The sequence below is a fragment of the Barrientosiimonas endolithica genome, from assembly GCF_030296655.1.
In the GTDB taxonomy this organism is placed as follows: Bacteria; Actinomycetota; Actinomycetes; order Actinomycetales; family Dermatophilaceae; genus Barrientosiimonas; species Barrientosiimonas humi.
The window spans coordinates 864,942-877,730 of the sequence record NZ_AP027735.1 but is presented as its reverse complement, the minus strand read 5'-3'; the positions used below and the strand labels follow the sequence as shown (position 1 = coordinate 877,730).

Annotated in this window: 14 protein-coding genes and 1 pseudogene; 4 read left to right on the top strand and 11 right to left on the bottom strand. The window is 72.6% G+C overall.

The features are described from left to right. The first annotated feature begins 151 nt into the window (after positions 1–151). From mgrA to QUE40_RS04535, 3 genes and pseudogenes are all read left to right on the top strand, one after another. Positions 152–1,194 (top strand): annotated as a pseudogene (gene mgrA, locus QUE40_RS04545) (L-glyceraldehyde 3-phosphate reductase). A gap of 48 nt (positions 1,195–1,242) precedes the next feature. Then, a complete protein-coding gene (locus QUE40_RS04540; protein WP_142004594.1) occupies positions 1,243–1,821 on the top strand; it encodes a TetR/AcrR family transcriptional regulator in 579 nt (192 codons plus the stop codon). Positions 1,822–1,896: 75 nt separating this feature from the next. Beyond that, a complete protein-coding gene (locus tag QUE40_RS04535) occupies positions 1,897–3,141 on the top strand; it encodes a Cmx/CmrA family chloramphenicol efflux MFS transporter (protein WP_211344520.1) in 1,245 nt (414 codons plus the stop codon). A gap of 9 nt (positions 3,142–3,150) precedes the next feature. On the opposite strand, the gene QUE40_RS04530 is transcribed toward QUE40_RS04535, so the two are convergent. The 11 genes from QUE40_RS04530 to QUE40_RS04480 all read right to left on the bottom strand — a co-directional run bounded on the left by QUE40_RS04530 (position 3,151) and on the right by QUE40_RS04480 (position 10,954). After that, on the bottom strand, positions 3,151–3,906 hold the full coding sequence (locus QUE40_RS04530) for an alpha/beta hydrolase (protein WP_142004592.1): 756 nt from the start codon (positions 3,904–3,906) through the stop codon (positions 3,151–3,153). 16 nt (positions 3,907–3,922) lie between these two features. Then, complete coding sequence (locus tag QUE40_RS04525; RefSeq protein WP_289232433.1) at positions 3,923–4,276, bottom strand: tetratricopeptide repeat protein; 354 nt, start codon at positions 4,274–4,276, stop codon at positions 3,923–3,925. Next, positions 4,273–4,929: a thioredoxin domain-containing protein gene (locus tag QUE40_RS04520; protein ID WP_289232432.1), complete on the bottom strand. Its 657-nt coding sequence runs from the start codon at positions 4,927–4,929 to the stop codon at positions 4,273–4,275. Before QUE40_RS04520 ends, QUE40_RS04525 begins: the two co-directional genes overlap by 4 nt. A 192-nt stretch (positions 4,930–5,121) precedes the next feature. Then, positions 5,122–6,876, bottom strand: coding sequence for a coenzyme B12-dependent isobutyryl-CoA mutase large subunit (gene icmA, locus QUE40_RS04515; RefSeq protein ID WP_142004590.1), 1,755 nt, complete (start codon positions 6,874–6,876; stop codon positions 5,122–5,124). Between the two features lie 22 nt (positions 6,877–6,898). Continuing rightward, positions 6,899–7,231 carry a YqfO family protein gene (locus QUE40_RS04510; protein ID WP_142004589.1) on the bottom strand — a complete coding sequence of 111 codons (333 nt, stop codon included), beginning with the start codon at positions 7,229–7,231 and terminating at the stop codon, positions 6,899–6,901. After that, positions 7,228–7,401: a hypothetical protein gene (locus QUE40_RS04505; RefSeq protein ID WP_289232431.1), complete on the bottom strand. Its 174-nt coding sequence runs from the start codon at positions 7,399–7,401 to the stop codon at positions 7,228–7,230. Before QUE40_RS04505 ends, QUE40_RS04510 begins: the two co-directional genes overlap by 4 nt. Beyond that, on the bottom strand, positions 7,386–7,745 hold the full coding sequence (locus tag QUE40_RS04500; protein WP_289232430.1) for a MarR family winged helix-turn-helix transcriptional regulator: 360 nt from the start codon (positions 7,743–7,745) through the stop codon (positions 7,386–7,388). Before QUE40_RS04500 ends, QUE40_RS04505 begins: the two co-directional genes overlap by 16 nt. A 42-nt stretch (positions 7,746–7,787) precedes the next feature. Beyond that, a complete protein-coding gene (locus tag QUE40_RS04495; RefSeq protein ID WP_142004587.1) occupies positions 7,788–8,315 on the bottom strand; it encodes a GNAT family N-acetyltransferase in 528 nt (175 codons plus the stop codon). Beyond that, positions 8,312–8,623 (bottom strand): thiamine-binding protein, encoded by a 312-nt coding sequence (locus tag QUE40_RS04490; RefSeq protein ID WP_142004586.1) that lies wholly within the window; start codon positions 8,621–8,623, stop codon positions 8,312–8,314. Before QUE40_RS04490 ends, QUE40_RS04495 begins: the two co-directional genes overlap by 4 nt. A 133-nt stretch (positions 8,624–8,756) precedes the next feature. After that, positions 8,757–9,686, bottom strand: a complete 930-nt coding sequence (gene meaB, locus QUE40_RS04485; RefSeq protein WP_236022437.1) for a methylmalonyl Co-A mutase-associated GTPase MeaB — start codon at positions 9,684–9,686, stop codon at positions 8,757–8,759. 56 nt (positions 9,687–9,742) lie between these two features. Further along, positions 9,743–10,954 carry an acetyl-CoA C-acetyltransferase gene (locus QUE40_RS04480; protein ID WP_142004585.1) on the bottom strand — a complete coding sequence of 404 codons (1,212 nt, stop codon included), beginning with the start codon at positions 10,952–10,954 and terminating at the stop codon, positions 9,743–9,745. 184 nt (positions 10,955–11,138) lie between these two features. Between QUE40_RS04480 and QUE40_RS04475 the strand changes: the two genes are divergently transcribed. Further along, a complete protein-coding gene (locus QUE40_RS04475) occupies positions 11,139–12,770 on the top strand; it encodes an AI-2E family transporter (protein ID WP_289232429.1) in 1,632 nt (543 codons plus the stop codon). Positions 12,771–12,789 lie beyond the last annotated feature (19 nt).

Sequence of the window (12,789 nt, the reverse complement as noted above, 5' to 3'; positions counted from 1 at the left end):
CCCCACGCCGCATGAAACCCGGTTACGTCCGTCTGACCTCGATGCATCAGGGTCATCTGCACCTGACCGGGTTTCATGCGCGCACCCCGGGGCGCGCACCCCGGGGCGGCACCGGCGGCGGAGCGTTGACACCGGGACCAGGATGGTGGGCATGACGCTGCACGCCGACGACTACCAGGCCGACCGCTCGCGCTACGACTCGATGCTCTACCGCCGCTGCGGGCGGAGCGGTCTCGATCTGCCCGCGGTCTCGCTCGGCCTGTGGCACAACTTCGGCGACGACGTCCCGTTGGAGCGCGGGCGGGCTACTCTCCGTAGGGCGTTCGACCTCGGCATCACCCACTTCGACCTGGCGAACAACTACGGCCCGCCGTACGGCTCGGCCGAGCGCAACTTCGGCACGGTCTTCGCCCAGGACTTCCGTCGCTACCGCGACGAGCTGATCCTGTCGACCAAGGCGGGCTACGACATGTGGCCGGGGCCGTACGGCCAGGGCGGCGGCTCGCGCAAGTACGTCCTCGCCTCGCTCGACCAGTCGCTCTCCCGGATGGGGGTGGACTACGTCGACATCTTCTACAGCCACCGCTTCGACGACACCACGCCGCTGGAGGAGACGCTCGGCGCGCTCGACACGGCGGTGCGACAGGGCAAGGCGCTCTACGTCGGCATCTCCTCCTACTCCGGGCCGCGCACCCGCGAGGCGGTCCGGATCCTGCGCGACCTGGGCACTCCGCTGCTGATCAACCAGCCGTCGTACTCGATGCTCAACCGCTGGGTCGAGGAGGACCTGCTCGACGTGCTCGGCGAGGAGGGTGTCGGCTGCATCGCGTTCTCGCCGTTGGCGCAGGGCATGCTCACCGACAAGTACCTCAAGGGGATTCCCGCCGATTCCCGTGCGGCACAAGGAAGTCGCTCGACCCGAAGATGATCGACGACACGGCGCTGAAGCACATCCGGGCGCTGAACCGCATCGCGCGGTCGCGTGGCCAGTCGCTGGCGCAGCTCGCGCTGGCGTGGGTGCTGCGCGACCCGCGGGTGACGTCGGTGCTCGTCGGCGCCTCGAGCGTGGAGCAGCTGGAGAACAGCGTGGGTGCGCTCGACAACCTCGCGTTCGACGACGCCGAGCTGGCCAAGATCGACAAGCACGCGGTCGACGCGGGCATCAACATCTGGGCGAGGTCGTCCGACGCCTGACGAGACCGATTCTGGACACATCGGTACAGAACGTGCCAGGCTCAGCCCGTGGCCCGGCACAAGGAGTTCGACGAGCAGCGCGCGCTCGACCATGCGCTCGAGACGTTCTGGTCGGGGACCTACGCCGCCACGAGCACGCAGGACCTGTGCACCTCCACCGGCCTGTCCCGCAGCAGCCTCTACAACACCTTCACCTGCAAGTCCGACCTCTACCGCCGCGCGCTCGAGCGCTACGACGAGCTGCGCGCCGCGGAGCGTGGCGACTACCTCGACCGCGCGGGCACCGGGCGTGAGGTGCTGGCCGCACTGCTCGGCGACGTGCTCCATGCGCAGTGCGACAGCCCCGAGCGGCGCAGCTGCATGGCGATCAACGCTGCCGTCGAGCTCGGCGACAGCGACCCCGAGATCGCGGCGCTCTCGCGGGCGAGCTTCGACAGCTTCCGCGCGGTGGTCGCCGCGCTGATCGCCCGCGGCCAGGACGACGGGTCGATCAGCGCCACCACTCCTGCCGCCGAGCTCGCCGCCGTGGTCCATGCCACGCTCAGCGGCCTGCAGATCAGCGCCCGCGTCAGCAGCGACCCGGCGGCCCACACGAAGGCACTGCACACGCTCCTCTCGCTCCTCTGACCCCCGCCCCGCCCGAACTGCTCGGCATCGACGCCCGGCATGTTTCTGAACCGATCCGTCCAGAAAGGTCCCGTCGTGTCCCTCGCGACCCAAACCTCACCCACCCGCACCCGCCTCCCGCTGGCCGTCTACGTGCTCGCGCTCGGCACCTTCTGCATCGGCACCTCGGAGTTCATGCTCGCCGGGCTGCTGCCGCAGCTGGCCGCGGGGCTCGACGTGTCCATCGCGCGCGCGGGCCTGCTCATCACGGCGTTCGCGCTCGGCATGACGTTCGGCGCGCCGCTGATGACCCTGGCCACCCTGCGCCTCCCCCGCCGCGCGACGCTGCTCGGAGCCGCGCTGGTCTTCGCGGCGGTGCACCTGCTCCCGCTGGCGTTCGACGGGTACGCCGCCATCCTGGTCGGCCGTGTCGTCGCCGCCGTCGCGTGCGCGACCTACTGGGCCGTGGGCGCGGTCATCGCGGTACGCCTCGCCGGGCCGGGCCAGACGGCCCGGGCACTCGCAGCGATCGTCGGAGGGCTCACCCTGGCCAACGTGCTCGGCGTCCCGCTCGGCACGTGGATCGGCGAGCAGCTGGGGTGGCAGGCGGCGTTCGTCGCCGTCGCTGTTGCCACGCTCGCGGTGACGGTGGTGCTGCGGGTGATGGTTCCCGCCCAGGAGCACGCCGATGCGTCGACGCCGATGCGGGTGCTGGTCCGCCGCGAGGTGGCCGCCTTCCGTGACCGCCGCGTGTGGCTCGCTCTGGCGACCACCGCGACCTTCCAGGCGGCCGTGTTCGCCTGCTTCTCCTACCTCGCGCCCCTGCTAACCGACGTGTCGGGCATCTCCGCCTCGCGAGTTCCCTTGGTGCTGCTGCTCTTCGGGGTAGGCACGTTCGTGGGTGTCACGATCGGTGGACGGTTCGCCGACCGCAACCTGCTGCTCAACGTGTTCGTCAGCCTCGGGGCGATGGTGCTCGCGCTGCTGGCGCTCGTCACGCTCGCCGGGTCCCCGGTCGGCGTGGTGGTCGCGACGTTCCTGTTCGGCGCGACCTCGTTCTCGATCGCCGCCGCGCTGAACGGCCGCGTCTTCGCCTTCGCCGGCGAGGCTCCGACCCTGGCCGCCTCGGTCAACGTGTCCGCCTTCAACGTCGGCAACGCCGCCGGCCCGTGGCTCGGCGGGCTGGTGATCGACGCCGGCCTCGGCCTGCGCGCACCGATCTGGGTCGCCATCGCCCTCGGCCTGACGTCGCTCACCGTCGCCACCGCCAGCTGGCGGGTCGAGCGCGGGTCGGGCGGTGGGCGTACCTGCCCCGAGGCCGCTTCCGCCGCCTGCGCCTGACGGTCCGGCTCAGCCGGACCAGGCGCGGCGCAGCAGGTCGGGCCACACCGGGTCGAGGGTGTCGCGCCAGGTGTCCCAGTCGTGGCCGCCTCGCGCGGTCTGCCACGCGACGTCGAACCCCTGGCGCCGCAACGCGTCGCGCATCCGCCGGTTGGCGGCCAGGTTGCCCTCGTCGCGCCCGCAGGTGAGCCCGATCAGCAGGTCGTCGCTGCGGTCGGCGAACGCCCCGTCGCGCACCCGGTCGGCGGCGCCCACCACCCGCTCGAACCACCGCCACGCGCGGTCCTCGCCGCCGGCCTCGAAGAACGAACCCGACTGGGACAGAACGCAACCCACGCCCGGGTCGTGCAGGGCGACGAGCAACGAGGTGAGCCCGCCGAGGCTCGCGCCCATCACCGCGAGGGGCGACTCGACCGGCACCCGATCCCGCAGGTCGGCGACCGCGCGGTCGAACGAGCGCAGGTAGCGCGGCGAGGCGGAGTAGATCTGGTTGCGCCGCTGCGGCTGCGCGAGCGCCAGCCGGAACGGCGGCAGCGAACCGTCCTCGACGTGCGCGCCGGCCCACTGGAGCAGGGCGGCGCGCTGGGCGTACTCCGGGCCGTCGTGGCACCAGACCAGCGGCGCGGCGTCGGCGTCGCCCAGCCCGTCCGGCGTCCACAGCGTCACCGGCAACGGGTGCGCGAGCGCGCTGGCCAGCGCGAGGTCGACCGAGCGCCCGCCGGTCGCGGGCGCGCTCAGCCAGGCCGGCTCTCGCCGTGCAGCCACCGTGCGCGGGGTGCGCTCAGTAGAGCGCGGACATCAGCGCGGTGCGCGCCTTCTTCACCCGCGGGTCGCTCGCGCCGACGATGTCGAACAGCCCCACGAGATGCTCGCGCACCGCGTTGCGCTCGTCCCCGGAGGTGGTGCGCACCAGGTCGACGAGCCGCGAGAAGGCGTCCTCGACATGGCCGCCGAGCACGTCGAGGTCGGCGACCTGGGCGGCAAGCGTGAGGTTGCTCGGGTCGGCCGCGGCGTCGGCGCGCACCGCCGTGGCGTCGAGCCCCTCGGTGCGCTGCAGCAGCTTGACCTGCCCGAGGCCGAGCCGCGCCTCCTCGTCGGCGGGGTTCTTCGCGAGCGCGGACTCGTACGCCGTCACGGCGCCGGCGTAGTCGCCCGCCTCGATCGCGTCGTACGCCTGCTGCAGCTCCGGCGACAGCGGCGCCTCTTCGGCGCCCTCCCCTCGGCGTCGTCCTGCGCGCCCTCGTCGGCGCCCGGGTCGGGCACCCGACCGGCGATGCCGTTGGCGACGGCGACCTTCAGCAGCTCGTCGACCAGCTGGGTCGCGGCCTCGGCGTCGGGCAGCGGCGGCAGCGGCATCGGCTGCCCCTGCAGGAACGCGACGGTGGTCACCTGGGTGCCGGGCGGCAGCTGCCCCTGCTGGGCGACCTGCTGCCCGAGCTGGGCGAAGGCCTGCGCGACCTCGGGGACCCGGTCGATGTCGACCGCGCCGAGCTGGATCTTGCCGCCCTGGGCACGCACGGCGGTGGCCAGCTCGTCGACCGGCGTGCGGGTGCCGGGCTGCGAGGCGGAGTAGAGCGCGATGATCACGGGGTAGCGCACCGAGGCGCTGACCAGCGAGCTGAACGCCTGGGCGTCGGCGACCTCGACGACCATGCCGCCGGTCGAGCCGCCTCCGCCGCCCGCCCCGGGGGCTCCGGCTGCGGCGCCGCCGGCGTCGGGGCGCTTGTTGGCCAGTCCGGACAGGTCCACCGCACCGCGCAGCGCGGCGTTCAGAGGCTGCTGAGTCATGCCGTCATTCTCACCGATGGTTCACCCCGGCGGGAACCCGGTTCGGCGACGATGCCGAGAGACGCGTAGCGCAGCAAGCGCCTCCCGGAGCAGGAGTACCCAGTCCACCTGGACGCAGCGGTTCGGCGACGATGCCGGGAGACGCGCAGCGCAGCAAGCGGCTCCCGGAGGAGGAGCTGAACCAGAAGGAATCTAGAACCGTGCGGGCTCGCGGTAGACGCCCCACACGTCGCGCAGCGCGTCGCAGATCTCGCCCAGCGTCGCCTCGGCGCGCACCGCCTCGAGCATCGGCGGGATGAGGTTGCCCTCGCCGCGCGCGACCTCGGTCATGGTGCGCAGCGCCGCGTCGACGTCGGCCTGGGAGCGTGCCTTGCGCCGGGCGCCGAGCTCGCGCACCTGATCGCGCTCGACCTCGTGGCTGACCCGCAGGATCTCCAGCTCGTTGGCCAGCGAGTGGGTGTGCACGTTGACGCCGACGACCTTCTTGTCGCCCTTCTCCAGCGCCGTCTGGTACTGGAAGGCGGCCTCGGCGATCTCGGACATGAACCAGCCGTCCTCGATGCCGCGCAGGATCCCGGCGGTGATCGGCCAGTCGCCGTCGCCGCCCTGGCCGACCGAGGAGCGCACCTTGGCGGCCAGGCCGGCGTGGTCGGCGGAGCTGAGGTCGCTGCCGCCCAGCTGCAGGATCTTGTCGAAGATCTTCTCGGCCTCGGCCTCGATCTTGTCGGTGAGCGCCTCGACGTACCAGCTGCCGCCGAGCGGGTCGGCGACGTTCACGACGCCGGTCTCCTCCATGAGCACCTGCTGGGTGCGCAGGGCGACCTCGGCCGACTGGTCGGTCGGCAGCGCGAGCGTCTCGTCGAGCGCGTTGGTGTGCAGGGAGTTGGTGCCGCCGAGCACGGCGGCGAGCGCCTCGACGGCGGTGCGCACGACGTTGTTCATCGGCTGCTGCGCGGTGAGCGAGACGCCGGCGGTCTGGGTGTGGAAGCGCAGCCACATCGACTTCTCGCTCTTGGCGCCGTAGACGTCGCGCATCCAGCGCGCCCAGATGCGGCGGGCGGCGCGGAACTTGGCGATCTCCTCGAAGAAGTCGAGGTGGCTGTCGAAGAAGAACGACAGGCCCGGGGCGAAGGCGTCGACGTCGAGCCCGCGCGAGAGGCCCAGCTCGACGTAGCCGAAGCCGTCGGCGAGGGTGAACGCCAGCTCCTGCGCGGCGGTCGAGCCGGCCTCGCGGATGTGGTAGCCGGAGACCGAAAGTGGTTTGTACGCAGGGATGTTCGCGGTCGTGAACTCCATGAGGTCACCGATGAGCCGCAGGTGCGGCTCGGGCGCGAACAGCCACTCCTTCTGCGCGATGTACTCCTTGAAGATGTCGGTCTGCAGGGTGCCGTTGAGCTTGCTGATGTCGGCGCCCTGGCGCTCGGCCGCGACGAGGTACATGCAGAAGGCCGGCACGGCCGGGCCGGAGATCGTCATCGACGTCGTGACGTCCTGCAGCGGGATGTCGGAGAACAGCAGGTCCATGTCGGCCGCCGAGTCGATGGCGACGCCGCAGTGGCCGACCTCGCCGAGGCTCAGCGCGTCGTCGGAGTCGCGTCCCATGAGGGTCGGCATGTCGAACGCGACGGACAGCCCGCCGCCCCCGCGCTCGAGGATCATCTTGTAGCGCTGGTTGGTCTGCACCGCGTTGCCGAACCCGGCGAACTGCCGGATCGTCCACGTGCGGCCGCGATAGCCGGTGGGGTAGAGCCCTCGGGTGTAAGGGAACTCGCCCGGCCAGCCGATGCGCTCGGGGGCCTCGCCGTTGGTCGGGCCGTAGGCCGGCTCGACCTCCATGCCGGACAGGGTCGTGAAGTCGGCGTCGCGCACCTGCCCCTTGCTCTGCGCGGCGGCGAAGCGCTGCTCCCAGCGGGAGCGGCCGGTGGTGGGGTCAGGCTGCGTCGACATGACCCCAGAATACTAGGACGTCCTAGTAGTTGTCGATGTCGGCCGTCTCGAGCACGTGGAAGGCGGGCGTCTCGTACGGGTGCGCGGCCACGAGCGCGGCCACCACCTCGGCGCGCAGCCGGCGCGGCAGCACCAGCTCGCACCGTTCTTCGGCGACCTGCTCGACGTCGCCGACGCGCCCGATCGCGGGGTTGGCGCCGTCGAGCGGGCGGAACTGCCCGGTGCCGGTCTGGCGGTAGGCGCACGAGTCGTACGCACCGATGCGGCCGCCGCCGGCCGCGAAGACCGCCGCCAGCACCCGCTCGGCGTCCTCGACCGGGACGTAGAAGACCAGCACGTCCAGGCGTTCGCTCATGCCTCGCCCTCCTCGAAGTCACCCTGCTCGGTGCGCACGGCGTGCAGCAGCCGGAACAGGTCGCGGTGCTGGTCGTCGTCGAGCGCACCCAGCCCGAACTCGATCTCGTGCAGGGCCTCGGTGGCCCGCTCCATCGCCGTACGTCCTTGCGGGGTCAGCCGCGCGAGCATCCCCTCCCGTCGCGCGGGTTGCGCACCCGCTCGACATAACCCTGCGCCGCCAGCCGCTGCACGATGTTGGTCACGCTCGTGGGGTGGATCATCAGCCGCTCCCCCACCTTGCTCATCGGCAGCTCGCCGTTGCGGCTGAAGCTCAGCAGCACCAGCGCCTCGTAGCGCGCGAAGGTCAGGTCGAACGGCGCGACGGCGGCGTCGAGGCGGGCGACGAGGATCTGCTGCACCCGCATGACCGACGTGGCCGAGGCCATCGCCGCCACCGGGCTGTCCTCGCCGAACCGCTCCTCCCACAGCTGCGCCGCGCGGCGGATCGGGTCGAACGGCAACGGTTTCGGCACGGCGCCAAACTAGCGGCCGCCGTCGTCCTGGACCGATTCGCCTCAGGCGGGGCGGCGCACCATGCGCACCTCGGGCGTCCCGCTGGCGTCGTGCACGGCCCGTTCCCCGTCGAGCTCGAAGCCGTGCTTGCGATAGAAGGCGATGGCGCGCTGGTTGCCCTCGACGACCCAGAGGTATGCCGAGCGGTCGCCCAGGGTCGCGGCCAGCAGCTGCCCCGCGGCTCCGGTGCCGTGGAACTCGGCCAGCACGTTGATCGCCCACAGCTCCAACGGAACTGGCGGTTCGTCGTCGCGCGCCGGTGCCACCGTGGCGAAGCCGACGAGGCGGCCGTCGGGGTGCTGCGCGACCCGCGTCACCTTGCCGTCGGCGGCCGCGACCCCCTCGGCCTCCTCCGCCGCGATCGCCCGCCAGCGCTCGGCCCGGTCGGCCGGACGCAGGCCGGCGAGGTACTCCTCGGACATGATCCCGGCGTACGCCTGGCGCCAGACCTGCACGTGCAGCTCACCCAGCTGCGGGGCGTCGGCGAGCCGCGGTGGGCGGACGGTGTAGAGGACCAGCTCCTCGCTCATGCGCCGGCGTCGCGCAGGCGCTGCTCGACGCGCTCGACCTTGGCGTCCAGCTGCCCGGTGAACCCCGGCCGCAGGTCGGCCTTGACGACCAGGCTCACCCGCGGGGAGTGCTTCGCGACGGCGTCGCAGGCGGCCTTGATCACCGGCATGCACTCGTCCCACTCGCCCTCGAGCGTGGTGAACATCGAGTCGAGCCGGTAGGGCACGCCGGAGTCGCGCACCACGGCGATCGCGTCGGCGACGGCCGCGCTCACCGACCCCTCCGGGTCGTCGGTCGTGGACGGGGCGACGGAGAAGGCGAAGAGCATGGCCTCAAGGCTACGCGGCGGCCCCGGCCACCTCGGGTCGATACCGACCCCACCTGCCCGCCCCGAACGGACGAAACCGGGCACCTCGGGTCGATACCGACCCCACCTGCCCGCCCCACCGAGGCCAGCGGAATCAGATCTCGGCGACGAGGGTGCCGGCGGCGGCGTACGGGTCGGTGCGGCCGTCGACGACCTGGGCGGCCAGCTCGTCCAGGCCGCGCCCCGCACGCACGTCGCCCATCCGGTCGCGCAGCGTGCGCACCGCGATGGCCTCGACCTCGCGCGCGGCCCGGTCGAGCCGCCGCTGGCGCAGCGTGCCGGTCTGCTCCATCCACGCGCGGTGCTTGTCGAGCGCCTCGAGGACCTCCTCGACGCCCTCCCCGCGCTCGGCCACGGTCTTCACGACGGGCGGGCGCCACAGGCCGGGCTCGGTGCGGTCGCCGAGGCTGATCATGCCGCGGATGTCGCGCACGGTGACGTCGGCGCCCTCACGGTCGGCCTTGTTGACGACGAACACGTCACCGATCTCGAGGATGCCGGCCTTGGCGGCCTGCACCCCGTCACCCATGCCCGGCGCGAGCAGTACGACGGTGGTGTCGGCGAGCCCGGCGACCTCGACCTCGGACTGGCCGACACCGACGGTCTCCAGCAGCACCACGTCGCACCCGGCGGCGTCGAGCACCCGCAGCGCCTGCGGCGTGGTCCAGGACAGCCCGCCGAGGTGGCCGCGACTGGCCATCGAGCGCATGTAGACGCCCCGGTCGGTGGCGTGCTCGGCCAGCCGGATGCGGTCACCGAGCAGCGCCCCGCCGCTGAACGGCGAGGTCGGGTCGACCGCGAGCACCCCGACGCGCAGCCCCTGGTCGCGGTACGCCCGCACCAGCATCGACGTCGACGTGGACTTCCCGACGCCGGGCGAGCCGGTGAGCCCGATGATCCGCGCGTGCCCCGTGTGCGGCGCGAGCGCCGCCATCACCTCGCGCAGCGCCGGGTCGGCGTTCTCCACGAGGGTGATCAGCCGGGCGACCGCGCGCGGCGAGCCCTCGCGGGCCTGCGCCACCAGGCCGGTGACGTCGGTGTCCCGGCGTCGCCGCCGGGCGGGCCGCGCCTGCTGGTCGGTCAGGACGAAGCCTTCGGCACGCGTACGACCAGGGCGTCGCCCTGGCCCCCGCCACCGCACAGCGCCGCCGCGCCGACCCCGCCGCCGCGGCGCGCGAGCTCGAGGGCGAGGTGCAGGTAGATGCGCGCGCCGGACATCCCGATCGGGTGGCCCATGGCGATCGCGCCGCCGTTGACGTTGACCTTGTCGGGGTCGAGCCCGAGCTCCTTGGTGGAGGCCAGGCCGACCGCCGCGAACGCCTCGTTGATCTCGACCAGGTCGAGGTCGGTGGGCTCGATGCCCTCCTTGACGCAGGCGACCTTGATCGCGTTGGCGGGCTGCGACTGCAGCGTGGAGTCGGGGCCCGCGACGACCCCGTGGGCGCCGATCTCGGCCAGCCAGTCCAGACCCAGCTCTTCCGCCTTGGCCTTGCTCGTCACGACGACCGCGGCGGCACCGTCGGAGATCTGCGACGCCGAGCCCGCGGTGATCGTGCCGTCCTTGCTGAACGCCGGGCGCAGCTTGGCCAGCGACTCGGTGGTCGTGTCGGCGCGGATGCCCTCGTCGGACTTGAACTCGATCGGGTCGCCCTTGCGCTGCGGGATCGAGATCGAGACGACCTCGTCGTCGAACAGCCCGTCCTTCCAGGCGCGCGCGGCGAGCTGGTGGCTGCGGGCGGCGAAGGCGTCCTGCTCCTCGCGGCTGAACCCCTGGTCCCCGGTGTTCGCGGACTCGGTGAGGTTGCCCATCGCCTGGTCGGTGAAGGCGTCCCAGAGCCCGTCGTAGGCCATGTGGTCGCGCATGGTGACGTCGCCGTACTTGAACCCCTCGCGGCTCTTCTCCAGCAGGTGCGGCGCCTGGCTCATCGACTCCTGGCCGCCCGCGACGACGATGTCGAACTCGCCGAGCCGCACCAGCTGCGCGGCCAGGGCGACGGCGTCGACGCCGGACAGGCAGACCTTGTTGATGGTCAGCGCGGGGACGCTCATCGGGATGCCCGCGGCGACCGCGGCCTGCCGGGCGGGGATCTGGCCCGCGCCGGCGGTGAGCACCTGGCCCATGATCACGTAGTCGACCTGCTCGGGCGTGACCCCGGCCTTGTCGAGCGCGCCCCGGATGGCCGCGCCACCCAGGTCGGCGCCGGAGAAGTCCTTCAGCGAACCCAGCAGCCGGCCCATCGGGGTGCGGGCCCCGGCGACCAGGACGGGGGTGCGATCAGCGTTCTGCGCCATGACGAAAGAGCCTCCAGCGACGGCGGTGGTGACGTGGGTGCACGCGAGGGCGTGACCTGCACCACTGTAAGTCTTGCCCTCCGCAGGCACCGCGCGAGCACCCGGCGCGCGGCCGGGCCGCACCTGACGACATCACCCCCAAGGACACTGTGTGTCCCTGCCCGGGTGTGGCACAGTCGCCGTCGTGCCGCGCCTGCCCCGTCCCCAGCTGCCGCGCATCCGCCTCTCCGTGGAGCGCCCCGGACAGCCCATCGACGACGCGGCGACCCCCGCGGGCGAGCACGGCTCCGGGACCGGGCCGGGGTCCGGCACCGACGCCCAGGCCGAGGGCGCCGCGCGCCGTGGGTACCGGCCCGGCGACGCGATGCGCCGCTGGCGCCAGTTCCAGGAGCAGCAGCTGCAGACGCTGCGCGAGAGCAACCGCATCCAGCGGCCCGACACCCACCCGGTGAGCGGGGGCCGACGGGGCCGGCGGACCCCGACGAGATGTACGTCCCCGGCACCGCAGCCGTCGACGACGCCCGCCGGACCGGCGCGGACCACCCCGACGAGGGGCGCACCGAGCTCGGCGACGCCGTCGAGCGCGACGCGACGGAGCACGACCCCGCGGAGCACGACGCCGCGGGGGACGACGCGAGGCAGCCGGCTGCGGGACGAGCCAGCGCGGGACAGGCGACCGACGACGAGGCCGCTGAGGCCGGCGGGCACGGAGCCAGCCGAGCGGCCCACGCGACGTCCGGGCGTCGGGCGGCGACGGCGTACGGGCAGCTGGGGAAGGCGTTCAACCGCCACTCCCCTCTACCTGGGGTTCACGGCCGCGATCGGGGTGGCGCTGGCGTACGGCCTGGTCAAGATGCTGACCGAGCTGCAGACCACGCTCACGGTGCTGCTCGTCGCGTTCTTCCTGACCCTCGCGCTCAACCCGATCGTCGAGGCGCTGGAGCGGCGCGGCGCCCGGCGCTCGCTCGCGGTCACCCTGGTCTGTCTCGGGCTCGTCGGCGTCTTCGCGATCCTCGCGTGGGTCGTGGTGCCGCCGCTGATCAAGGAGACCACGCAGCTGGTCGAGAACGCCCCGAGCTATGCCGAGAGCTTCACCGAGCAGGAGTGGGTGCAGCAGCTCGACCACGACTACCAGATCGGGCAGAAGATCAACGAGCAGGTGACCGAGAAGACCACCGACGGCGCGTTCGTCAGCCAGGTCTTCGGCGGCGTGCTCGGCGCCGGCAAGGCGGTCGCGAGCGGGCTGTTCCAGGCGTTCACCGTGCTGATCCTGACGCTGTACTTCCTCGCCTCCTTCCCCACCGTCAAGCGCGCGGTCTACGCGATGGTGCCGGCCAGCCGCCGCCCCCGCTTCGTGTCGCTGGCCGAGGAGATCATGCGGCGCACGGGGTCGTACGCCATCGGCCAGGTCATCGTCGCCAGCATCAACGCCGTCTGCAGCTGGGTGATGATGACGCTGCTCGGCGTCCCCTACGCGGCGGTGCTCGCGGTGGTCGTCGGCTTCCTCGGGCTGATCCCGATGGTCGGCGCGACGATCGGCGCCGTGATCGTGGCGATCGTGGCGTTCTTCGTCTCGCCGCAGACGGCGCTGGTCGTCGGCATCTACTACCTGATCTACCAGCAGTTCGAGAACTACGTCATCGTCCCGCGCGTCATGCAGCGCACCGTGTCGGTGCCCGGCGCGGTCACGGTCGTGGCGGCGCTGGCCGGCGGCACGCTGCTCGGGGTGCTCGGCGCGCTGCTGGCGATCCCGATCGCCGCGGGGCTGCTGCTGCTCTACGAAGAGGTGCTGGTGCCGCGCCAGGCGCACGCCTGAGCGCTCGGGGCGAGCCCAC

Excerpts from the sequence above, each read along its gene's own strand:
- QUE40_RS04505 (WP_289232431.1), bottom strand. The coding sequence starts at position 7,401 with ATGCTCGCGCGGCTGACCCCGCAAGGACGTACGGCGATGGAGCGGGCC.
- QUE40_RS04480 (WP_142004585.1), bottom strand. The coding sequence starts at position 10,954 with ATGGCGCAGAACGCTGATCGCACCCCCGTCCTGGTCGCCGGGGCCCGC.
- QUE40_RS04490 (WP_142004586.1), bottom strand. The coding sequence starts at position 8,623 with ATGCTCTTCGCCTTCTCCGTCGCCCCGTCCACGACCGACGACCCGGAG.
- QUE40_RS04510 (WP_142004589.1), bottom strand. The coding sequence starts at position 7,231 with ATGAGCGAACGCCTGGACGTGCTGGTCTTCTACGTCCCGGTCGAGGAC.
- icmA (WP_142004590.1), bottom strand. The coding sequence starts at position 6,876 with ATGTCGACGCAGCCTGACCCCACCACCGGCCGCTCCCGCTGGGAGCAG.
- QUE40_RS04495 (WP_142004587.1), bottom strand. The coding sequence starts at position 8,315 with ATGAGCGAGGAGCTGGTCCTCTACACCGTCCGCCCACCGCGGCTCGCC.
- QUE40_RS04520 (WP_289232432.1), bottom strand. The coding sequence starts at position 4,929 with ATGACTCAGCAGCCTCTGAACGCCGCGCTGCGCGGTGCGGTGGACCTG.